We start from the raw sequence: 22,646 nt of genomic DNA, 5'->3' as shown, positions 1-22,646 counted from the left end.
CATTTCGCGAACCGCCGTAGCGTCATTCTACTTTTTCCCCTTGCCCGAGGGTAAGCCCTCGCTTGCGCAGGGCTGCATTTGCTTACATCTTGGACGCAAGACAGCCTGCAAAAATGCAGGGTAAAAAAGGGGAGGAACCACATGGCCTTTGTGGGCAAGGAAGACAAACTGAGAATGGAGCAGGAAATGCCGTGGGAGGACCGCGACGTCCCCGTCACGTTCCATCAACTGCTCTCGCGGACGGCCGCCAAGTTCCCGGATCGCAACGCGATCAGTTTCCAGATCCTGTCCGGCCCCAAGGACAAGGCCGAAACCCTGACATGGTCGCAACTGCTGACCAAGACGAACCAGGCGGCCAACCTGTTCCGCTCTTTGGGGGTCAAGGAAAACGACGTGGTGGCCTATGTGCTGCCCAACTGCAACGAGACGCTGGTCACCATGATGGGCGGCGCGGTGGCCGGGATCGTGAACCCGATCAACCCGCTGCTCGAGCCAGAGCAGATCGCGTCGATCCTGCGTGAGACCAAGGCCAAGGTCGTGGTCACGCTGAAGCCATTCCCGAAAACGGACGTCGCGCAGAAGGTCGCCGAGGCCGTGCGCCACGCGCCGGGTGTCAACACCGTGTTGGAGATTGACCTGAACCGGTACCTGACGCCGCCGAAATCGTGGATCGTGCCTTTGGTCCGGCCCAAGATGGCCGACAAAGAGCATCTGGCCCACGCCGATTATCTGGATTTCAACAAGGAACTGGCGAAGCAACCCACCACGCTGACCTTCGAGGACAGCAAAGAGGACCGGGTTGCCTGCTATTTCCATACCGGCGGCACCACAGGTATGCCCAAGGTCGCGCAGCACAAATATTCCGGCATGATCTACAATGGGTGGCTGGGCCACACGCTGCTGTTCTCGGAAGAGGACGTGATCATGTGCCCGCTGCCGATGTTCCACGTCTTTGCCTGCCATGTGATCGTGATGGCGGCGGTGTCGTCGGGCGCCCATGTGGTGTTCCCGACCCCCGCCGGTTATCGCGGCGACGGCGTGTTCGACAACTTCTGGAAGCTGATCGAACGTTGGAAAGTTTCGTTCATCATCACCGTGCCCACGGCGATCTCGGCCAAGATGCAGCGTCCGGTGGATGCCGACATCTCGACCGTCAAGACGGCCTTCTCGGGTTCGGCTCCGCTGCCGGTCGAACTGTTCCGCCGGTTCGAGAAAGCGACCGGTGTGACCATCGTCGAAGGTTATGGCCTGACCGAGGCCACCTGCCTGGTGTCCTGCAACCCGGTGGATGGCGAGAAGAAAATTGGCTCGATCGGGATTCCGTTCCCGTACACCGACGTCAAGATCCTGCGCGACAGTCCCGACGGCCCCAAGGAATGCGCGGTGGACGAAGTGGGCGAGATCTGCGTGTCGAACCCGGGTGTCTATGCCGGGAACACCTATACCGAGGAAGACAAGAACGTCGATCTCTACTATTTCGACAAGTACCTGCGCACCGGCGACCTGGGTCGGTTCGATGCGGACGGGTATCTGTGGATCACGGGCCGTGCCAAGGACTTGATCATCCGCGGCGGTCACAATATCGACCCGGCCGAGATCGAAGAGGCCTTGCTGGGTCATGACGCGGTGGCCTTTGCCGGCGCTATCGGCCAGCCCGACGCCCATGCGGGCGAGGTGCCCTGTGCCTTTGTCGAACTGGTCGAAGGCGCCAGCGTGACCGAGGAAGAACTTCTGGAATACTGCAAGGTGCACGTGCACGAACGCGCCGCGCATCCCAAGCACATGACCATCTTGCCCGAACTGCCGAAGACGGCGGTGGGCAAAGTATTCAAGCCAGAACTGCGCAAACAGGCGATCACTCGGGTCTACAACCAGGCGTTGGAAACCGCCGGCGTTGCGGCGCGGGTCGTGTCGGTCATCGACGACAAAAAGCGCGGCCTTGTCGCGCAGCTTGACGCGAACGGCTCATCCGAAGACGATGTGAACCAAGTGCTGGGCAACTTCACCCGGCCGTGGGAGTGGGCCGACTGATCCGGAGGGGCAATGGACTATGAACGTCTGATCGACGAGGAGACCTGGGCGTTCATCCGGCGCACCGCCGAAAGCTATCCCGAAGACGCGGTGGATCGGTCCATCGAGGACCAGCGCCGCGTCTATGACGACATGTGCCGCGCGTTTCGGCAGCCGCGTCCACCGGGCGTCGAAACGCGGGACAGCTCGGCCGATGGGGTCGGGGTGCGCGTCTATTCCTGCGGAGATCCAACCCGAACCGTCGTCTACATGCATGGCGGCGGGTTCGTCGTGGGCGGGCTGGACAGCCACGATGACGTCTGCGCCGAACTGTGCGCCCAAACTGGCTATCGGGTGGTGGCGGTCGACTACCGCCTGTGTCCTGAACATGTTCATCCGGCGCAGTTCCAGGATTGCTGGACCGCGGTGAACTGGGTGGAATCCGAATTCGGCGATCCGCTGGTTCTGGCCGGGGACAGCGCGGGCGGAAGCCTGACCGCAGCCGTCGCCCATCACGCGCGCGGGCGCATCGGGAACATCCTGGGGCAGGTTCTGATCTATCCCGGTTTGGGTGGCGACCCGAACCAGGGATCGTATATCGAACACGCCCACGCCCCGATGCTGACGCGCGACGAGGTCCTGTTCTATGAAAAAGTCCGGTGTGGCGGCGCCGTCCCGGAACATGACCCCACATTCGCCCCGCTGCACGATACAGACTTTTCCGGGCTGCCGCCGACGGTGGTGGTGACCGCCGACTGCGATCCCCTGCGTGATGACGGAGCCGCGTACTGCGCCAAAATCACCGCCGCCGGCGGGCAGGCGCATTGGATCAACGAGGCCGGCCTCGTGCATGGCTACCTGCGCGCCCGCCATTCGGTGACCCGCGCCGCCGACAGTTTCGAGCGGATCTCGATCGCGGTCGAGGCGCTGGGGCAGGGGTTGTGGAACTACGACTGACGGCGCTCAGCGCAGGAACGGCTTGGCCTTCATCGTCTCGGCCACCGGAGCGCCCATGCGGGTCAGGATCGTGGGCGCCAACTGCAGCTGGTCAATGACCGTTTCCGCATCGGGGCCCTCGGCATCGCCGAAATAGTAGAGCGCCGTTTCCTGCTGCAGCGCGCTGCGCCCGCCGTGGTGGCCGCGCTCGTCCTGGCCGTGATCGGCGGTCACGATCACCTCGTATCCCAACTGCCGCCAGCGGGGGATGAAAGGGGCCAGCATCTCGTCCATGACGAAGCAGGCGTGATCCATCTCTTCACAGTCGTGGTAGAAGCGGTGGCCCATGCTGTCGAGCGTACAGGTATGGAGAATGCCGTAATCCAGCCCGAACCGCAGGCACAGGTTCGTCAGAGTCGCGAACAGGTCGACGTCGGACGGAGTCATCTGGTTCGCCTTGCCATAGCCCGTCATCGAGTGGAAGCGGCCGTGGTTGATGGTGGCGCTGTCCGGCTCGTCGTATTCGATGTCGCGCACATAGTCGAAAGGGTGGCGGTTGAAGAACTGCGACCAGAAGCTGTGGGTAACGGCCCCGGTCAGGCCGCCGGCCTCGCGCACCTGGCTGAATATGTCCTTGTGGTCCAGCCGGAACACGTTGCCGTTTCCGGTGCAGCCATGCTCCTGCGGTGTCACGCCCGTGTGGATCGAGGCATAGCAGCTGGCCGAGATCGAAGGCAGCACCGAACGCAGCTTCCAAACCCGCGCTTCGCCGCTGTCGACCCAGCCTTCGAGGTTGCCGAATAGCCGGCGGAAATTGCGCCAGGGAACTCCGTCGAGAATGATGAGCAGAAGCTTGCGGTCCATCGCATGGCCCTCGTATTGGATCACTTGTTTGGCCCACCCTAGGAGATTCGGTCAGCCAAGGCTGCCTGTTCCCGTCCGGAATGAGAGAATCCCGACACTTCGATAGAAACAAAGTGTCGGGATTTCAGAGTGTTTTGTCGGCTTGCACAGCCAGCGGCTCAGTTGCCGGCGCTCTCCATCTTGCGGTGGGCCACGACCTCTTCCAGCCAGCCCAGATGCATTTCCGGCACCGAACTGAGCAGCAGATCGGTATAGTCGTCGAACGGCGGGCTCAGCACCTGCGATTTGGGTCCATAGCGCACCACGCGCCCCTGATACATCACGGCGATGCTGTCGCTGATCGCGCGCACCGTCGCTAGGTCATGGGTGATGAACAGATAGGCCACGTCCTCGATCTTCTGCAGGTCCAGCAACAGCTTGAGGATGCCGTCCGCCACCAGCGGATCCAGCGCCGAGGTGACCTCGTCACAGATGATCATCCTGGGCTTGGCCGCCAGCGCGCGGGCGATGCACACACGCTGTTTCTGACCGCCGGACAGCTCGGCCGGGTACCGGTCGATGAAACCTTCGCCCAGTTCGATCTCGTCCAGCAGTTCAACGATGCGCTTGCGCTTCTCGGCGCCGCGCATGTTGAAGTAGAACTCGAGCGGCCGGCCGATAATTGTACCCACCGTCTGGCGCGGGTTCATCGCAACATCGGCCATCTGGTAGATCATCTGCAACTCGCGCAGGTCCTCGCGCGAGCGTCCGGCCAGATCGGGGCTGAGCTTGCGCCCGGCAAAGGTGATCTCGCCGTCGCGCGGGGGCAGCAGGCCGGTGATCACCCGGGCCAGCGTGGACTTGCCCGACCCCGATTCCCCCACGACCGCCAGCGTCTGGCCCGGATGTACCTCGACATTGACGTTGTGCAGCACGTCGAAATTCAGCCCCTTGTAACGGGCCGTGATGCCATCGACCTGCAGCACGGGTTCGGGCGTGGGCTGTTTTTCCTCGTGTTCGATCGAACGGACCGAGACCAGCGCCCGCGTGTACTCTTCTTGTGGGTTGTTGATGATCTGGTCGGTGGTGCCGTATTCGACCGTGTCGCCCATGCGCAGCACCATGATGTCATCGCTGACCTGCGCCACGACCGCCAGATCGTGGGTGATGTACAGCGCGGCCACGCCGGTGTCGCGGATTGCTTCCTTGATCGCCATCAGGACGTCGATCTGGGTGGTCACGTCGAGCGCGGTCGTGGGTTCGTCGAACACCACCAGATCCGGCTCGGGGCACAGCGCCAGCGCCGTCATGCAACGCTGCAGCTGCCCGCCCGAGACCTGGTGCGGATAGCGGTTGCCGATGTTGTCCGGGTCGGGAAGGCCCAGCTTGGCGAACAGCTCACGCGCACGGGCCTCGGCCTCTTTGCGGCTGAACTTCTTCTGCTCGACCGCGGCTTCGACCACCTGATCCATGATCTTCTTGGCGGGATTGAAGGACGCCGCCGCCGATTGCGACACATAGGTCACCTCGCCGCCGCGCAGTTTGCGGATATCCGACAGCGACGTCTTGAGGATGTCGCGCCCGTTCACCCAGACCTCACCGCCGGTGATCTTAACGCCGCCCCGGCCATAAGCCATCGATGCCAGCCCGATGGTCGATTTGCCCGCACCGGATTCCCCGATCAGCCCCAGCACCTTGCCGCGCTCGAGGTCAAAGCTGACCCCGTGCACGATTTCGATGTCGCGGGGCTTTTCGCCCGGCGGGTAGACGGTTGCGCCGATCTTGAGGTCGCGGACCTTGAGAAGGGTATCGCTCATCCCCGGCCTCCTTTCAGCGATGTGGTGCGGTTCAGGATCCAGTCGGCCACCAGGTTGACCGAGATGGCCAGCGTGGCGATGGCCACCGCCGGGTACAGCGCCGCGCCGATGCCATAGACGATGCCGTCCTTGTTTTCTTTCACGATACCGCCCCAATCGGCCAGCGGAGGTTGAACGCCCAGGCCCAGGAACGACAGGGTCGAGACGAACAGCACCATGAAGATGAAGCGCAGGCCCAGTTCGGCCACCAGCGGGGACAGCGCGTTGGGCAGGATCTCGCGGAAGATGATCCAGCCGCGGCCCTCACCGCGCAGCTTGGCGGCCTCGACATAGTCCATGACTTCGATGTCAACGGCCACGGCCCGGGCCAGACGATAGACGCGGGTGGCGTCCAGCAGGCCCATGACCACGATCAGAACCGGGATGGTGACCGGCACCATGGCCAGAACCACCAGCGCGGTGATCAGCGACGGGATCGACATGATCAGGTCCACGGTCCGCGACATCACCTGATCGGCCCAGCCTCCCAGCACGGCCGCCAGAAAGCCCAGGATCGAACCGGTGACGAAGCTGAGGATGGTGGCGGCGGTGGCGATGAAGATCGTGGTGCGCCCGCCATAGATCATTCGGCTGAGAAGATCGCGGCCGATATTGTCGGTGCCCAGCCAGAATTCCGAACTCGAGGGCTCCCACACGTCGCCGACCACCTCGGCCATGCCGTAGGGCGCCAGGAAGGGCGCAAAGACGGCGATGATGAAATACAGGGCGGTGAAGGCCAGCCCGATCATTGCAGAGATTGGGATGTTCTTCATTTCGGGTGCCTCAGCCTTGGGTTGGCCAGGATCGCGACGATGTCGGCAACCATGTTCAGCCCGATATAGATGGCGGCAAAGATGACGCCGCAGGCCAGCACCACCGGCACATCGCGCTTGGTCACATGGTCCACCAGATACTGTCCCATGCCGGGATAGACGAACACCACCTCGACCACGACGACACCCACGACCAGATAGGCCAGGTTCAGCATCACCACGTTCACGATGGGGGCGATGGCGTTCGGGAAGGCATGGCGCCAGATGACCTTGAAGTTGCTCAGGCCCTTCAGTTCGGCCGTTTCGACATAGGCCGACTGCATCACGTTCAAAATCGCGGCGCGAGTCATGCGCATCATATGCGCCAGAACCACCATGGTCAGCACGATCACGGGCAGCGCGATCGAGTTCAGCTTTTGCCAAAAGGACATGCTGTCATTGATCATCGCCAGCGGCGAGAACATGCCCAGCTTGACCGCGATGAAATAGACAAGGACGTAGCCGATCAGGAATTCCGGGATCGAGATTGTCGTCAGAGTAACGGCTGAGATCAGCTTGTCGGGCCAGCGGTTGCGGTAGCGTACCGCGACGAGGCCAAGAAAAATTGCTAGGGGGACCGAGACGATGGCCGCCCAAAAGGCAAGAAACAACGTATTGCCCAATCGGTTGCTAACCGACTCGGCGATGTCCAGCTTGTTGGTCAGGGACGTGCCCATGTCACCTTGGACAATTCCGCCAAGCCATTCGAAATACCGGGTCAAGGCGGGACGGTTCAGCCCCATCTCCTCACGGAGGTTGGCAAGGGATTCAGGGGTGGCGGACTGCCCCAGGACGGCTTGCGCGGCGTCTCCGGGTAGGGCCTCGGTCAACCCGAAAATCAGGGCCGAAGCGCCAAACAGCAAGAGGAATCCCAGCGCCAGGCGCTGGGAAACCAGTTTGATAATAGGATGCATACCTGTCGATCCGAGTTAGACGAACCACATCTTGCGGGACATGTTGCCGTTCATCATCTCTTGGGTCGGATCAGTCTCCCAGCCATCCAGCTGGTTGCTGATGCCCTCGACAAAGTCGTTGAACATCGGGCAGATCAGGCCGCCCTGGTCACGGACCATCATGCCCATCTGGCTGTAGATGGCCTTGCGCTTTGCCGGATCCAGCTCGGCACGCGCGGCAAACAGCAGGTCGTCGAACTCTTTGACCTTGAACCGGGTGTCGTTCCAGTCGGCGGTGGACAGGTAGGCCGTTGCGTACATCTGGTCCTGCACCGGACGGCCACCCCAGTAGGACGCGCAGAACGGCTGTACGTTCCAGACTTCGGACCAGTAGCCATCATTCGGCTCGCGCTTGATCTCAAGCGGGATGCCGGCCTGCTGGGCAGTCTGCTGGAACAGGGCTGCGGCATCCACGGCGCCAGGGAAGGCTCCGTCGGCCACACGCAGAATGATGGGCGACCCGTCATGGCCGGACTTCTTGTAGTGTTCCGCGGCTTTTTCGACGCTGAACTCACGCTGCGGGATCGTCTCATCGAACAGCGGGTATGCTGCGTTGATCGGCATGTCGTTCCCGACCGAGCCATAGCCGCGCAGTACCTTCTCGACCAGCTCTTCGCGGTTGATCGCGTATTTCAGAGCGGTCCGCAGTTCGTTGCCGTCGAACGGCGCCGTGTCACAATGCATGATGAACACGTAGTGGCCGCGTCCTGCCGTGGAGTGTACGGTCAGGTTGGGCGCACGACCCAAGAGGTCGGCAACCTTGGGCTCAACCCGGTTGATCGCGTGGACCTGACCCGACTGCAGCGCAGCCGTCCGGGCCGTGGCATCGTTGATGACCACAACTTCGACGCTGTCAAAGTTGCCGAAATCCGGGTTCCAGTGGTTTTCGAATTTGGTGAACAGGTGGCGCACACCGGGTTCGTCCGCTTCGAGCTTGTACGGACCGGTGCCGATACCGGCGCCCGGGTTGTCCATTCCGCCGTCCGGCTGGATGATCAGGTGATAGTCGGCCATCAGGTAAGGCAGATCGGCGTTCGGCTCGTTCAGGGTGACCTGAAAATATTCGCCATCGGCCTTCATCGACTCGATGCCCTTCATGATGCCCAACGCGCCCGACTTCGAATCTTCGTTCGAGTGGCGCTGCATCGTTTTCAGCACGTCCTCGCTGGTCATGGTCTTGCCGTTGTGGAACTCGACCCCTTGACGCAGTTTGAACGTCCACACCTTGGCATCGGCGCTGCCTTCAACGCTTTCGGCAAGGCGCGGCTCGATCGTGCCGTCGGGGGCGACTTCGACCAGTTGGTCACCGAACTGCTTGCCGTTCTGGAACGGAACCGAGCTGGCATAGGTGGCCGGGTCCAGCGAGTTTGTGGATTCACCGCCCTGCAGGCCCAGTTTCAGATCGCCACCTTTCTTGGCGCCAGCGGCGCGGGCCGCGTCGGCGAAGACGGTGCTGGCCATGGCAGCCGATACACCCAATGCGGCTGCCTTCCCCATGAATTCACGTCGGGTCAGTTTTCCGGCGGTCACCTGGCTGGCCATGTGAGTGAGTTGTTCGTTCATTCGGATATCTCCCAGTTGAGTGTTTTGTGTGCCCGTTTTACGGGCTTTTTATTGACGCATGAGTCAACGTTGGCGCATTTCGTCGCGGCGGGCAAGGTCAAATCTCGGGGACTTGCCACCAGCAAAATCACATCTGATCACGAGGTATGGTGTCCTCCACGGTTTTGGAAAAAATCTTCACATCGTTTTCAAAGGCATCAAGCGTCGCGCGCAGATGAAAGCTGGATCGGTCCGACCACATCTCGCAATTGGCCTCGGTTCGCAGTTGGATGCCGTCGCGACGGGTCTCTTGTACCCATTCGCAGCAACCGCGCGCGCTCAGCGGATCGTCCGGATGGATCGACCACCGTTCAAAAGCGGTTCCGCCGCTGACCAGACCATGATCCGCGTCTTCGACCAAGCCGAAATCATCTTCGATGACCAGATCGATGACGCCGGTCGTCATGTCAGTTTCGACGCGCCGCGCATGGGTCGCCTCTCGCAATTGGGTCACTTGCCACGGAGAGTCCGCATCGGGTGGGGCAAATTGCCATTCATCCCGATCCGACCTGTCGCGCTGGGGGATCGTGAACGTGCCGCCTGTCAGGTGGAGCTCCGCTGTTTCCGGCGAAGGCCAGATCAGCGGCCAATAGGCGCTTGAGACGGCAACGCGCAGGCTGTGGTCCTTGGGAACCCGGTAGGCGACGTGGTCCAGCACAACTTCGATGTCGTAGACCTGTCCGGGTATCAACGTTTTGGGGGACGAATGCCCCTCCGTATGGGTCAGATTCAATACACCATAGGTGATCCGAGTCGCAGCTCCGTCGGGGTGGATTTGGTTCAGCCGAACGGCAATCTGGGCTTGTGGTTTGTCGACACTCAGCTTCAAGCGCAGGCGCGGGGCACCGACAATGTCCAGATCTGCGGTCAGAGGGGTCGTGTCGAAACAGGCGGACAGAGCGTCATCTGCCCGCTGGTCGCCCGGCATGTCCGGACCCAGCCAGATGGCGCAATATTCGCCGCCATCCATGCCGCAATGATGCGGCGAGCGGATTTTGGTATCCAAGGGGCCGTCCTTACCCAGCCCGGCTTCGGAAAGCGGAAGGGTGACCGTCGGCAGGTGGGACGTGGCGCTGGCATCCTCGGTGATCCAATGGCCCGGGCGTTCGGCATACCAGCGCGCCGGGCGCACGCCATCCATCAGATAGGCGCGATAGGCCGGGTCCTGTTCAACTCCGGTCTTTTTGCCCTTCAGCCAGCGGTCCCACCAGCGCAGCGCCTCTTGCAGGAAGCCGATGCGTGGTTCGGGCACGGCAAAATGCGGGTACTTGTGCACCCAGGGGCCGACGATGCCCTTGACCGGCGCAGTCAGGTTCTCGACCAGCCAGGGCACCGTGTTCTTGTAGGCATCACCCCAGCCGCCCACCGCCAGTGTCGCGGCTCGGATCGCGCCGGGGTCTTCGCAGACAGACCCATGTCGCCAATAGGCATCGCGGGTCTGATGCCGCAGCCAGACCGAGGGCAGAAACGGTTCGGCCGTCAACCGCTGCAGCCACATCTCGCGCCAGTCGTCACGCAGCGCCGGGTCGGGCGGGCGGGACGAATACGACCACATGGTGGCCCCCCAGCCCAGATTCTCGTTCAGAAGGCAGCCGCCCTTGTAATGGATGTCATCGGCATAACGGTCGGCGGTCGAACACAGGGTGATGATGGCATTCAACGGCGCGGGTTGCAGCGCCGCCACTTGCAGCGCGTTGAAGCCGCCCCAGCTGATCCCCATCATCCCGACCGCGCCGCTGCACCAGGGCTGTTGGGCCAGCCATTCGATCACTTCGACGGCGTCGTCCAGTTCCTGCTGGGTGTATTCATCCTCCATCAGTCCCTGGCTGTCGCCGTTGCCGCGCATGTCGACGCGGATGCAGGCGTATCCACGTTTGGCAAACCAGGGATGGGTCAGGGCATCGCGCGCCGTCGTGCCGTCGCGCTTGCGATAAGGCAGGTATTCCAAAATGGCGGGCACCGGGTGCTGCGGCGCATCGACAGGCCGCCAGATCCGCGCCGACAGGCGGCAGCCGTCCGACAGAATGATGCCCTGATCCGGAACGTCTTCGATCTCGGCCAGTGAGTTCTTCGCCTGAGTCATGTGCCTAGTCTCAGGCGCATCGGCGGATGGTGTGCGAGGAAAAGCGTCAATTCATTCCTTCGTTGCGACAAGCAGATCCATGACATTGGTTCCCGTGGGGCCGGTCACCAGCAGAGCGCCGGCTCGCTCAAGGAACGTCCCCGCATCGGCCTCGCGCAAGGCTGGGTCCGCCCCATCGGCCCATGTCGCGCCGGTCACGACACCGCCGGCCGCATCAGTCGGCCCGTCGGTGCCGTCGGTTCCACCGACCACGACACACAGCCCCTCGCATCCTTGAATCTCGCGCGCCAACGCCAGTGCCAGCGCCTGGTTGCGCCCGCCTCGGCCCGGGTTTTCGGGCAGGACGACCGTCGGCTCTCCGCCAAAGATCATCGCGCCCGGCGGCATCTGACGCAGCCGCGCGCCGATATCTGCGGCGACGGACAGATAGTCGTCGTGCAGGGCCTCTTCCTCAGCCAAAACGTCCAGACCGGCGGCACGTGCCGCGTCGGCTGCGGCGCAGCGCGCATGGGCGTTCGAGGCAATGATTTCGACACTCGCTTCGAATTGCGGGGCGTTGGGCAAGGCGCCGATGCCCGATCCGATGACGCCGATGTCGTCCCCCGGCACGTCCGAAATGGCCAGGACCGTCGCGCGCGCTCCGCCGAAACCGGTCAGCAGACCGCCGCCCTTGATCCGCGACATCTCGCGCCGGCAGGCGTTCATGGCTGTGATGTCCAGCCCCTCGGACAGCAACTGCGCGTTCAGCCGCGCCAGATCTTCGAGGGTGGCCCCCGGCACAAGATCCTCGGCCAGCGAAGACGCACCGCCCGAGACCAGCAGCAACAGATGCGTGCCAGGCTCCATGGCCTGAACAGCCGCGCGCAGGGCCTGGCCACCCTTCAGGCTGCGGGCATCGGGCACGGGGTGAGAGGCTTCGATGACCTGCAGATGTGACGGCAGCCCTTCGGCATGGCCGTCTTTCGTGACCACAAGGCCCGGTGTTCTGCCGAAATGATCCTGCGCCGCATTCATCATCGCCGCCGCGGCCTTGCCCACCGCCAGAATCAAATCGGGGCGCGGAACATTAGGCAGTGCCGCCTTGACCGCGCCATAGCCGTCAACGGCGGCAACGCCCGCCTTCCAGATCGCGATCGCCTGATCCTGCATCGTCATCACATGTCCATCCAGATCGTAACCGGGCCGTCATTGACTAGGGACACCGCCATATCCGCTCCGAAAGACCCGGTTTCGGTCGGAACCCCAAGCGCGGCCAGCGCGCGGGCAAAGTGTTCGTACAGGCGTTCACCGGTTGCCGGATCGGCCGCCGCCGCAAATCCGGGCCGGTTCCCGCGCGACGTGTCGGCGGCCAAGGTGAACTGGCTGACCACAAGGGCCGAGCCGCCGATATCCAACACCGACCGGTTCATCTTGCCCGCGTCATCCTTGAAGATCCGCAGCTTGGCAATCTTGGCCGCCAGTTGCTCGGCGTGCGAGTCGTCGTCGCCCTGCATGGCGCAGACCAGCACCAGTAGCCCCGGCCCGCACTGGCCGATGACTTCCCCCTCGACCGAGACCGATGCCTCGGACACCCTTTGTATCAATGCGCGCATGACAGTGTCTTTCTCAAACTCCGCTCACTCGGCCGGCGCCTCACGCCAACTGACGAACTCGTCCAGCGTGGCGCGCTCGGTCCGGAATTGGTTGGCCGGATGATCGACATTCGGATAGCCGAAGGAAATCGCGCACAGGATCAGCCGGTCATCGGGGATGTTGAAATAGCGGTGCAGGAACGGCCCATAGGCGGCCACCGCCGCCTGTGGGATCGTGGCGATGCCCAAGGCCTGTGCAGCCAAGGTGAAAGCCGTTACAAACCCGCCGCAATCCATCGCGCCATAGGGGCCGAGTTCCGCCGGGCTGGACAGGATGGCGCAATGCGGGGCGCCGAACAGGTTGAAGTTTTCCATCATCTGCCGGGCCGATCCAGCGCGGTCGCCCTTTTCCACGCCCACGGCCTCGTACAGGGCCCATCCGCAGGCGCGGCGCCGGTCCTGATAGACGCCGGAATAGCCGGTCGGAAAGGGCAGGTCGGGCTGCGCCTGGCCGGTCTTGGCTTCGGCCCGCAAGGCGCTGCGGAACGCATCCGTTTCCGCGCCGCTGGTCACGACCACCTGCCAGGGCTGCGCGTTGCACCAGCTGGGCACTTGGGCGGCGCTGGTCAGAATCTGTTCGATGTCACCCCGCGGCACCGGATCGGACCGGAAGGCGCGGCAGGACTGGCGCGCGGTCAGAAGCGTGTTCAGATCGGCCAGGGTCACGTCGTCCTCTCCTCCGGGGCAGCCGGCGGCAGGATGGGTGAGAAGGCTGGGATGTTCAAGGGGTTCCGAGGCAGAGTTTTCGGCGGCGGAACCCAGCGGTCATTGCTGTCCGGTCGCCACCAGATACCCGATGCCGGCTGCCGCCAGCAGGCCCAGGACCACCGCAATCGTGATCTTGATCGCCGACCAGGGCCGTTCACCCTGCACCTGACCGGTGCGACCGTTGACGACAAAGCGATAGGTCTGGCCGCGATACTTGTACGCGGCCATCCAGACCGGCAGCAGGATGTGCTTGAAGGTCACGTCGCAGATCTCGGTTTCGATCGCGTGGATGCGCTGCCGGTCGCCGCCGATGTCAAAGCGGACGTCGCGCTCGATCACGCGGGCCATGTGGCCGCGGGCTTCCTGATAACCTTGCTGCAGATCGACCGTGTAGGCCTCGGCCCGGAACCCGGCCAGGTACTCGGGCTGATAGGGCTCGAGCGCGGGCAGGTCCCAAGGTTGCAGCGCGTCGGTGTATGACTTGGGTAGCGATTGCGAGGCCAGCACCAGCACGTCGTCGAAGAACCGGGCCACCCGGCCGGATTTCGGCGTCCAGCGCACCTTGGGCACTTGCTGCTGCACCCGCTTGCCGTCACGCACCACCGTCCGGGTTTCGTAATAGACCACGCCCCGTTCGCCGCGATAGGCCGATTTCGTATCGGCGTCGAACGTCCAGTAGGGCACATAGATGCCCTGCATCCTGCGGCCTTTGCGGGCATAGTCCTTTAGCCCGTTCGGCGCGAACCACAGCCGCCCCAGCCAGTCGCTCATGGCCTTGTGCGCGGCGCGTTCGTCCAGCGCAAAGGGCAGAACGCCGCGCGGTTTGATGTGCCGGTTCACGCCGGTATCGGTCACCACCGGGGTGGCGCAGAACGGGCATTCCGCGGCGTGGGTGTTGGGGTCGAACTCGACCTGCGCCGCGCAGTTGGGGCAGGTCAGAACCCGCGTCTCTTCGATCTCGCTGTCGGGCAAGCGGTCGGCGATGGCGGCGTCGAAGTCCAGTTCGCGCAGGCTGGCGCCGCCCCAGGGGCCAGCCCCGATCGGTTCGGAATGGCCGCAATGGTCACAGGTCAGCGTGCCGGATTGCGGGTCGAACCGATAGTCCGCGCCGCAATTGTCACATGGAAAACGATGTTCCGCAGAACCGGGTGGCGGAGCAGGGGGCTGTGTCATGGGTGGTCACGTGTCGAGGGGAAAGTGAAGATAGGCTGCGCGCTGCTCCTCAGGCAGGACATGCGGCAGCATCGCCGTTTCGCAGGCCCCGATCGCCCTGAAATTCTCGCGCGCCTCGGCCAGCGTCAGGCCGTGATTGGCGGCAGAGGGCTCGCGGGGGTTCTTGTCGTACAGAATGTCCTCGTCCTCCCAAAAGCAGATCGCGCAGATCAGGTAGGCCCCGCGCTTGGCCAGGGTGACATAACCGCAGCACGGGCAGATGAATTGCGGCGGCTGCGGCGCTTTGCGCCCGCCTGTCTTCGAGCGTTTCCGCGATGCGGGCATGCCGATGCCTCACGCCCCGGGCGGCGGAGGCGGCAGGATCGTGAACAGCTGCGCGAGTTCCTGCACCTCGCCCGCTTTCTTCCAGCCGTCCTGACCGGGCGTCCACACGAAAGTGTCCCGCGTAATTTCTCCCTCGCTGGCCATGCGGCCCATCTTGGCCTTCGAGAACGGACCGCTCGTCTGGCCATCCACCGCGATATGCCAGACATGCTCGACTGGCGGCGGGGGCGGCGGGGCCGCATGCGCTGATGGTTGCGGGGCAGCGGGCGCGGGCGCGCCCCACGGGCCAGACGGCTGACCCGCTGCCATGTTCGACATCTGGTTCGCCATCGCCATGCCCATTCCCATACCAAGGCCAGCACCCATGCCACCGCCTCCGTTCGGGTTGCTGGCGGCCGCCGTCATCGCCTCGGCCGCGGAATACTGGGTGAATTTGCCCAGATCCCCCGCCAGCCCCATCGAAGTACGCTTGTCCAGCGCCGCCTCGACCGCCGGTGGCAGCGAAATGTTCTCGATGTAGAATTCCGGCATTTCCAGCCCGTAGCCATCCAGCACAGGCGAGACCTCGGCCGCGATCAGCTTGCCCAGATCGGCGGTGTTGGCGGCCATGTCCAGAACCGGAATGCCCGAGCCTGCGATGACCCGGCTGAATTCCTGCACGATGATGTTGCGGATCTGAAAGCTGATCTCGTCCATGGTGAATTCGCCATCGGTGCCGACGATCTCGACCAGGAAACGGGCCGGGTCCTTGACACGAATCGTGTAGGTGCCATAGGCGCGGATCCGGGTCGGGCCGAATTCCGGGTCGCGCAGCATGATCGGGTTCTTGGTGCCCCATTTCAGGTCGTTGAACCGGGTCGTGTTGACGAAGTAGATCTCGGACTTGAACGGCGACTGGAACCCGTGATCCCAGTGCTGCAGCGTCGTCATGATCGGCATGTTGTTGGTCTCAAGCATGTAGAGGCCGGGCGTGAACACGTCGGCCAGCTGGCCTTCGTGCACGAATACGGCCGCCTGGCCCTCGCGCACGGTCAGCTTGGCGCCATACTTGATCTCGTGGCCTTCGCGCTCGAACCGCCAGACCATCGTGTCGCGGGTGTCGTCCACCCAATGAATGACATCAATGAATTCTCCGGTCAGAAAATCGAAAATTCCCATCTGGGTTCTCCTGTCATCGGGGTCAGAGCGACTGCCCCATCAATTCACGGGCGATGATCCGCACCACCGGCGCGGCCTCTTGCGCGGTCATGCCGGGTTTCAGGCGCGGATCATACAACATCGTCAGCAGCTTTTCGTCATGGCTGGTCAGCAGGGCGAATTCGTCGTCATCATTGAAGATCGACGGCCGCGCCCGTGGGCTGTCATTGGGCAGGCCCAGCCCCTGGGCGATTTCCTCATGGATGCAGCTCAGCCGCATCAAGTCAGGGTGCTCGGCCCGCACCAACGCAACCGCACCAGTATAGGTGTTGGGTGCCCCGTTCGACGCCGAGGCGAAGACAAAGCAATAGAACGAGCGCGGTAAATCTTGAAACAGGTTCAACTGAGCCTGTCCGATATTGGGAAACAACTGGCGCAGTCGCGTTTGCACGAATTCCGTATCATCATCGCCGGAGACGAACACATGGAAGTTCGCGTTTCTGGTTACGGTCGAGATCGGGTGGCCAGTCAAGGACGACATGCGTTCGGAATAGGCCCGGATCTGTTCCTTGTCGGCCGCACGTTGGTCTGGCGATACTGACGGCCCGAACTCTGCCTGTATCCGGACCGGGCCAGACCAGCGGCTTAGCCTTCCGATGGTACGTTGGCTGCTGCCGGATACGGCGGCGCCGGGATACTCGCTGTAGAACGCGATGGCTTCGAAATTCCGCGCCAAATCATCCGCATCAAACGGGGTGTCCGGCCCGCCACCGTCTGTACGCATCAGACCACGGGTCAACAGGTCGCGCTCGACGCGCTGATAATATCGCGCCAGATCCCGGCTTGCGGCCGAAGGTTCGACATAAGCATTGGCCAACTGCGGCTGGGACGGGCGCGCCTGCGGGGCAATCGAGGACTCGAGCGCGTCATCGCAATTGGCCAAGATCAGCAATGCAGCTGCCCCCAACCCGTGCCCTAGAAATCTCCGAAGCCGCACCTGCGATCTCTCCTCAGCCCGGAACGGCGGTTCCGGCCGTGTCGCCCAGCCCGTCTTTCCGAGCCTTGGCCGAAGCCAAGGTGTCCCGCAGTTCGGCTTCCATCTTCTTCAGCTCTTCTTCTGCGGCGGCGCGGCGGGCCTTGCCCTCGTCGGCGATGGCGAGGCTTTCATTGATCGTGCCGATCAGATCCTCGTTGGCCTTCTTGACCGCTTCGATGTCGAACACGCCACGCTCCATTTCCTCGCGGATCATCTTGTTCGACTGGCGCAGGTTCGCGGCGTTCGAGGTCAGCAGCTCGTTCGTCAGATCGTTGGCGTCGCGCACGGCGGCGGCGGCCTCGGCGCTGCGCTGGATGGTGACCGCCTGCGCCAGCTGGGTTTCCCACAGCGGCACGGTGTTCACCAGCGTCGAGTTGATCTTGGTCACCAGCGACTTGTCGTTTTCCTGAACCAGCCGGATCGAGGGCAGCGATTGCATCGTCACCTGTCGCGTCAGCTTCAGGTCATGCACACGCCGTTCCAGATCGTCGCGGGCGGCCCGCAGGTCGCGCAGTTCCTGCGCCTTCATCACCTGCTGATCTTCCGGGGCGGCCTGCACCTCGGCCTCTTTCTCGGGGATGTCATGGCTGTCCAGTTCGGTCAGCTTCTCTTCGCCGGCCGCGATGTACAGCGCCAGTTCATCATAGAAATCCAGCGTCTTTTCATACAGCAGATCCAGAGACTTGATGTCCTTCAGAAGCGTGTGCTCGTGCGACAGAAGGTTGTCGGTGATCCGGTCGATCTGATCCTGCACCTCTTCGTAGCGCGCGGTGAACTTGGCGAAAGGCGCGGCGCGGCCCAGCAGTTTCTCCCACCAGCTGCGCTCGCGGCGCACGTCCAGTTCAGACACGGAAAAGCCGCGGATCGTGGTGACGATGTCGCGCAGGCTGTCACCGGCGGGGCCGACATCCTTGTTGCGCACGTCAGCCAGCATGGCCTGGCTGATTTCCTGCAGCTCGGCCTGCGCAGCCGATCCAAAAGCAACGATCGAGTTGGTGTCGCCCATGTCGATTTCGGACATGCGCTTGCGGATTTCGGCGCCCACCGGTTCGTCGGCCTCTTCCAACGGCACGATCTCGGAACTCGGCTCGGGCAAAGAGACTGCTGCAACTTCCTGAACCAGCGTTTCGGCCTCGGCCGCCTTTTTCTTGATTTCGTCAGACATGAGAAGCTTCCCTGTTCTTGGTTTGGCCGGTCAGTCGAGCCGGACGCCTTCGCGCTGCAGTCGTTCACGCAGCACGTCGATTTCGACCGTCAGATCACTGCGGTCATCCAATAGCATCTTTCGGGTGCGGGCCGAGAAATTCTGCTCGAGGTCGTCCAGCAGCGCCGAGTAATCGGACAGAGCCTGCGGGTCGCGGGTGCGCGCAAAGACATCGGCAAACTTGATCGTCGCATCGCGGGCGCCCTGCAGATAGACGGTCAGGTATTTGCGGGCACCGGCCAGATCGCGCGGGTCCTCCTCGACCGTGCGGAACAGATCGCGAGCGGTGGTCTGAAACCGCTCGACCCGAGCTTCGATCCTGCGGTCGCCGGCCCGTTTGATGGCATCCGTCATTTGGTTCAGATGGGCTTCGGCATCTTCGACCACGCGGGCGACCCGGTCCTGTTGATAGGTGTCCACACCTTCCATGCCTTTGTTTTTCATCGGGTCGAGCCCGAAGGCGACGGAATGCAGGGCCGTTGCCACGCCGCCGAACAAGACCGGCGCCAGCAGGCTGACCTGGCTGGCGGTCTCGGCATCCAGATAGTCGTTGCGATAAGCGGCCAGACCCACCCCCAGCCCGGTCAACACCGACGAGAAGATCTTGCGGGGAAAGGCTGGGCGGCGCGCGGTGCGGCGTGCGTTGTAGGCATCCTCGGCCTTCAACCCTTCGCGCAGCAGAAAGGCCGCAGCGGTCAGAATGCCGGCGGCGACCAATCCAAGTGTCATCCCGATCGCGCCGTCGTTGAGCGACAGAAAGACCAGCGGGATCGCCGGAACGAACATCACATTGGCGCGGGCGCCGACCGGGTTCACTCGGGCACCATCGTATTGCCCGCGCGGGGCGGGCGCGTCGGTGTCGGACTGGCCGTCGGGGCTGAACTTTCCGCCGTATCGTTTGGCCATGGCGTCAGAGCCCCCCAAGCCAACCGGTGCAGACGCCGAACAACAGTACCAGTAGGGCCGCGTAGGCCATTTTTTGCACTCCGGTCCCGGACATGACGTCCTCCAACTGCGGTTGTCCCCTTGAAAACCTAGGGGATCAAGGGGCTTGGCGCTAGGGGGAAGGTTCGATAACCCGCGTCAATTGCGTGATTTCTTGCCGACCGGCCTGCGGGATCTTTGAGGGCGGCTTGGGCGTTTCGCAGCAGCCGGTGGGGTTTCAGGTTCCAGACCCAACTGGTCGCGCAGAACGCGGCGGCGGATTTCCTCGACCTCGCCGGGTTTGAGATTGCCCAGCTGGAATGGCCCGTAGGACACGCGCAACAGCCGGTTCACGGTAAAGCCGATGTCTTCGATCGCGCGGCGGATTTCCCGGTTCTTGCCCTCGCGCAGTCCGATCGTCAGCCATGCATTCGCGCCTTGCTGGCGGTCCAGCGTCACGGTCATGGGCTGGAACTTGTCGCCCTCGATCACAAGACCCTGGCGCAGGGGGGCGAAATCCTCATCCTTGGGGCGGCCGTTGATCCGCACCCGGTATTTGCGCAGCCAGCCGGTCGAGGGCAGTTCAAGCTTGCGCTTGATGGCCCCGTCATTGGTCAACAGCAGCAGGCCCTCGGAATTCAGGTCCAGCCGGCCGACGCTCATGACGCGGGGCATGTCCTCGGGCAGATTGTCGAAGATCGTAGGGCGGCCCTTTTCGTCGCGGTTCGTGGTCACAAGGCCGGTTGGCTTGTGATACAGCCACAGGCGCGCGGGTTCGGGCTCGGCCACGGGCTTGCCGTCGACGGTGATCCTGTCGCCGGGCGTGACGTTCAGCGCCGGGCTGTCGATGGTCTTGCCGTTCACGGTTACGCGGCCCGCTTCGATCATGCGTTCGGCCTCGCGGCGCGAGGCGATGCCGGCACGGGCCAGCACTTTGGCGATCCGGTCGCCAGGAGGAGGGGTGTTGCTCATGCCCTGCGCATAGCGCATCGGCGCGGCTTGCGAAAGGTGGGTTTCTGGGGCAGTCAGGGGCATGGTCTTCAGAACGCATATGGACAAGGCGCTGGAACAGGCGCGCGCGGCGGGTGATCGGGGCGAGGTTCCGGTGGGCGCGGTGATTGTGGCGCCCGATGGCCGGATCATCGCGGCAGACGGCAACCGTACGCGCGAGTTGCACGACCCGACCGCGCATGCCGAGATCCTGGCCCTGCGCGCCGCCTGCCGGGCCGTCGGGTCCGAGCGGCTGACGGGGCATGACCTGTATGTCACGCTGGAGCCCTGCGCCATGTGCGCCGCGGCGCTGGCGGCCGCGCGGATCCGGCGGATCTACTATGGGGCCGCCGATCCGAAATCGGGCGGCGTGGCGCATGGGGCGCGGGTGTTCTCGCACCCTCAGGCCCATCACAGCCCGGAGGTCTATGACGGAATTGCGGCCGAGGACTGCGCCCAGTTGCTGCGCGATTTCTTTGCCGCGCAGCGCGGTGTTGGCGGGTCCAAGGGCTGAGGCGCGCTCAGGCCGGTTTCACGACCAGTTCGCGGGGAATGTCGGCCAAGGGTTGCCCGCCCGTCGGCGTGACCACGAAGGTTTCGGTGATGGCCAGCCCCCAGTCGGGGGTCCACAGACCCGGCATCAGGTGAAAGGTCATGTTGTCCTGCAGAACGGTGCTGTCGCCCGGGCGCAGGCTCATGGTGCGCTCGCCCCAATCGGGCGGATAGCTCAGGCCCACCGGATAGCCCGTGCGATTGCCTTTGACATAGCCGGCCCGGGCAAAGCTGTCATAGACGCAGGCGGCAACCTCTTCGCAGGTGGCGCCGGGGCGGGCGGCGGCCAGCGTGTCCTCGATCGCGGTGAGGATCGCGGTTTCCGCGCGCCGGATATCGGCGGGCGGGTCGCCCAGAAACAGGCTGCGGCTGGCCGGGCAGTGATAGCGGCGGTGGCAGCCCGAGATTTCGAAATAGGTCGCCTCGCCCGGTGTCAGCGGACGGTCGTTCCAGGTGATGTGCGAGGCCGAGGCCTCGGCCCCCGAAGGCGCGATGGGCGCGATCGCGGGATAGTCGCCCGCAAGACCCGGAAGCCCGGCGATGCCCGCCGCCTGAACCTCGGCCACGAGCACGTTCTTGGGAATCCCGGCGCGGAACCCGTCGCGCAGCACCGCGTGCATATGCGCAGTCAACTGCCCGGCCTTGCGCATCAAGGCGATCTCGGCCTCGCTTTTGACCGCGCGCTGCCAGTTCACCAACCCGGTCGAGTCGATCAGCGCATCCCGGCCGAACGCGGTCTCAAGGATCCGGTGGCTGGCGGCCGAGTAGTAATAATTGTCCATCTCGACACCCAGATGGGTCGTCCAGCCGCGCGCGCGCAGCAGCGATGCCAGCGCCTCGACCGGGTGATGGTCTGGGTGCTGCACATGTTCTTCGGGCCAGTCGAACAGGTCGGCGGGGTCCAGCCAGGTGGTCTGCGCCGCGCCGGGCTTGTCCTGCGTCCGGCCCCACCACAGGGGCACGCCGTCGCGCGGGACGATCACCATCTGCGGGACGTAGAAGCTCCAGCCGTCATAGCCCGTCAGCCAGGCCATGTTCGACGGGTCGGCAACCAGCAGGGTCTCGACACCCCGCTGGGCCATCGCGGAACGGGTCTTGGCCAGCCGCGCCGCGTATTCTTCCGCCGAGAAGGCCAGCGCGGGTGTCAAAGCTCGATCTCCTGCAGGACCTCCGGCTCGATGACGGTTACGCCCGGTAGCCCGTCCGCCAAGTCCTTGGCGGATTGTTCCAGGATCGGGAAAGTCCGATAGTGGCAGGGGATCACCGTCTTGAAGTCGAAATACCGCCGGGAGGCATAGGCGGCGGCTTTCATGTCCATCGTGAAATAGCCGCCCGCCGACAGGATGCCGATATCGGGTTTGTAATAGTCGCCGATCCACTCCATGTCGGCCATGATCGTGGTGTCGCCCGAGATATAGACCGTGTGACCATCGGCCGACAGGATGAACCCCACCTCGGACCCACCGGCGCGCGGGCCGTCGGGCGTAGCAAAGGTCGAGCTGTGCGAGGCCGGCACCATGTCGACCTTGACCCCGTTCAGATCGACCCGGCCGCCCTTGTTGAAGCCGATGGTCTCGATCCCTTCGGCCTCGGCCCAATGCGCCATGACGTCGTATTGGCCCACGACGGGAATGTTCAGGCGTTTGGCCAGCGGCAGAACGTCGGCAACGTGGTCGAAATGTGCGTGGGTCAGCAGGATATGCGTGGCGCCCTGGACGGCGGCCTCGTGCTGATCCTCGGGCAGCATCGGGTTGCCGCTGAGCCAGGGGTCGATCAGCAGGACCTGTCCTGCCGCGTGAATTCGGAAGCTGCCATGCCCCAACCAGATGATTTTCATGAAAGACCCTCCTGAAACCGGTTCAGGGTCAGCCT

Annotated in this window: 21 protein-coding genes; 3 read left to right on the top strand and 18 right to left on the bottom strand. The window is 63.6% G+C overall.

Annotated features, from left to right (window positions below; translation table 11 throughout):
• The first annotated feature begins 141 nt into the window (after positions 1 to 141).
• Together ACR0LD_RS08905 and ACR0LD_RS08900 are read left to right on the top strand one after the other, a co-directional pair.
• On the top strand, positions 142 to 2,031 hold the full coding sequence (locus ACR0LD_RS08905) for an acyl-CoA synthetase (RefSeq protein WP_170369560.1): 1,890 nt from the start codon (positions 142 to 144) through the stop codon (positions 2,029 to 2,031).
• Between the two features lie 12 nt (positions 2,032 to 2,043).
• Positions 2,044 to 2,967, top strand: a complete 924-nt coding sequence (locus ACR0LD_RS08900) for an alpha/beta hydrolase (RefSeq protein WP_480636527.1) — start codon at positions 2,044 to 2,046, stop codon at positions 2,965 to 2,967.
• A gap of 6 nt (positions 2,968 to 2,973) precedes the next feature.
• Here ACR0LD_RS08900 and ACR0LD_RS08895 read toward each other — a convergent pair whose 3' ends face one another.
• The 16 genes from ACR0LD_RS08895 to ACR0LD_RS08820 all read right to left on the bottom strand — a co-directional run bounded on the left by ACR0LD_RS08895 (position 2,974) and on the right by ACR0LD_RS08820 (position 20,267).
• Positions 2,974 to 3,810: an alkaline phosphatase family protein gene (locus tag ACR0LD_RS08895; RefSeq protein ID WP_480636525.1), complete on the bottom strand. Its 837-nt coding sequence runs from the start codon at positions 3,808 to 3,810 to the stop codon at positions 2,974 to 2,976.
• Positions 3,811 to 3,968: 158 nt separating this feature from the next.
• Complete coding sequence (locus ACR0LD_RS08890; protein WP_170357191.1) at positions 3,969 to 5,606, bottom strand: ABC transporter ATP-binding protein; 1,638 nt, start codon at positions 5,604 to 5,606, stop codon at positions 3,969 to 3,971.
• Entirely contained in the window at positions 5,603 to 6,418 is an 816-nt protein-coding gene (locus ACR0LD_RS08885) for an ABC transporter permease (RefSeq protein WP_170340710.1), read from the bottom strand. Before ACR0LD_RS08885 ends, ACR0LD_RS08890 begins: the two co-directional genes overlap by 4 nt.
• Positions 6,415 to 7,371, bottom strand: coding sequence for an ABC transporter permease (locus ACR0LD_RS08880; RefSeq protein WP_170340107.1), 957 nt, complete (start codon positions 7,369 to 7,371; stop codon positions 6,415 to 6,417). The genes ACR0LD_RS08885 and ACR0LD_RS08880 overlap by 4 nt, the downstream gene beginning before the upstream one ends.
• 15 nt (positions 7,372 to 7,386) lie before the next feature.
• On the bottom strand, positions 7,387 to 8,973 hold the full coding sequence (locus ACR0LD_RS08875; RefSeq protein WP_480636524.1) for an ABC transporter substrate-binding protein: 1,587 nt from the start codon (positions 8,971 to 8,973) through the stop codon (positions 7,387 to 7,389).
• Positions 8,974 to 9,100: 127 nt separating this feature from the next.
• On the bottom strand, positions 9,101 to 11,095 hold the full coding sequence (locus ACR0LD_RS08870) for a CocE/NonD family hydrolase (protein ID WP_480636522.1): 1,995 nt from the start codon (positions 11,093 to 11,095) through the stop codon (positions 9,101 to 9,103).
• Positions 11,096 to 11,146: 51 nt separating this feature from the next.
• A complete protein-coding gene (locus tag ACR0LD_RS08865; RefSeq protein WP_480636520.1) occupies positions 11,147 to 12,250 on the bottom strand; it encodes a glycerate kinase type-2 family protein in 1,104 nt (367 codons plus the stop codon).
• Entirely contained in the window at positions 12,250 to 12,687 is a 438-nt protein-coding gene (dtd, locus tag ACR0LD_RS08860) for a D-aminoacyl-tRNA deacylase (protein ID WP_170340719.1), read from the bottom strand. Before dtd ends, ACR0LD_RS08865 begins: the two co-directional genes overlap by 1 nt.
• 24 nt (positions 12,688 to 12,711) lie before the next feature.
• Complete coding sequence (locus tag ACR0LD_RS08855; protein ID WP_170365568.1) at positions 12,712 to 13,392, bottom strand: nitroreductase family protein; 681 nt, start codon at positions 13,390 to 13,392, stop codon at positions 12,712 to 12,714.
• A gap of 99 nt (positions 13,393 to 13,491) precedes the next feature.
• Positions 13,492 to 14,607, bottom strand: a complete 1,116-nt coding sequence (locus ACR0LD_RS08850; protein WP_170365570.1) for a TFIIB-type zinc ribbon-containing protein — start codon at positions 14,605 to 14,607, stop codon at positions 13,492 to 13,494.
• 6 nt (positions 14,608 to 14,613) lie between these two features.
• Positions 14,614 to 14,931, bottom strand: coding sequence for a CPCC family cysteine-rich protein (locus ACR0LD_RS08845; RefSeq protein WP_480636518.1), 318 nt, complete (start codon positions 14,929 to 14,931; stop codon positions 14,614 to 14,616).
• A 9-nt stretch (positions 14,932 to 14,940) separates the two neighbouring features.
• Positions 14,941 to 16,089, bottom strand: coding sequence for an SPFH domain-containing protein (locus ACR0LD_RS08840; RefSeq protein ID WP_170357198.1), 1,149 nt, complete (start codon positions 16,087 to 16,089; stop codon positions 14,941 to 14,943).
• A gap of 22 nt (positions 16,090 to 16,111) precedes the next feature.
• Entirely contained in the window at positions 16,112 to 17,065 is a 954-nt protein-coding gene (locus ACR0LD_RS08835; protein WP_170357199.1) for a DUF2927 domain-containing protein, read from the bottom strand.
• Positions 17,066 to 17,078: 13 nt separating this feature from the next.
• A complete protein-coding gene (locus tag ACR0LD_RS08830) occupies positions 17,079 to 18,269 on the bottom strand; it encodes a toxic anion resistance protein (RefSeq protein WP_170364697.1) in 1,191 nt (396 codons plus the stop codon).
• A 30-nt stretch (positions 18,270 to 18,299) separates the two neighbouring features.
• Positions 18,300 to 19,214 carry a 5-bromo-4-chloroindolyl phosphate hydrolysis family protein gene (locus tag ACR0LD_RS08825; RefSeq protein WP_480636516.1) on the bottom strand — a complete coding sequence of 305 codons (915 nt, stop codon included), beginning with the start codon at positions 19,212 to 19,214 and terminating at the stop codon, positions 18,300 to 18,302.
• A 177-nt stretch (positions 19,215 to 19,391) separates the two neighbouring features.
• On the bottom strand, positions 19,392 to 20,267 hold the full coding sequence (locus ACR0LD_RS08820) for a pseudouridine synthase (RefSeq protein ID WP_480636514.1): 876 nt from the start codon (positions 20,265 to 20,267) through the stop codon (positions 19,392 to 19,394).
• Here ACR0LD_RS08820 and ACR0LD_RS08815 point away from each other — a divergent pair.
• The gene (locus ACR0LD_RS08815) at positions 20,266 to 20,736 is read left to right on the top strand and encodes a nucleoside deaminase (protein ID WP_480636512.1); all 471 of its coding nucleotides are present in this window, start codon (positions 20,266 to 20,268) and stop codon (positions 20,734 to 20,736) included. The two genes, ACR0LD_RS08820 and ACR0LD_RS08815, sit on opposite strands and share 2 nt — an antisense overlap.
• A gap of 7 nt (positions 20,737 to 20,743) precedes the next feature.
• Here the strand turns inward: ACR0LD_RS08815 and ACR0LD_RS08810 are convergent, their stop codons facing one another.
• Both ACR0LD_RS08810 and ACR0LD_RS08805 read right to left on the bottom strand, forming a co-directional pair.
• Complete coding sequence (locus ACR0LD_RS08810; protein ID WP_480636510.1) at positions 20,744 to 21,922, bottom strand: M24 family metallopeptidase; 1,179 nt, start codon at positions 21,920 to 21,922, stop codon at positions 20,744 to 20,746.
• Positions 21,919 to 22,611: a metal-dependent hydrolase gene (locus ACR0LD_RS08805; RefSeq protein WP_480636508.1), complete on the bottom strand. Its 693-nt coding sequence runs from the start codon at positions 22,609 to 22,611 to the stop codon at positions 21,919 to 21,921. Before ACR0LD_RS08805 ends, ACR0LD_RS08810 begins: the two co-directional genes overlap by 4 nt.
• Between the last annotated feature and the right edge of the window lie 35 nt (positions 22,612 to 22,646).

The sequence above is a fragment of the Ruegeria sp. BF8 genome (assembly GCF_056538625.1).
The sequence above is the reverse complement of the archived record's forward strand: the minus strand, read 5'-3'. Positions and strand labels throughout refer to the sequence as shown.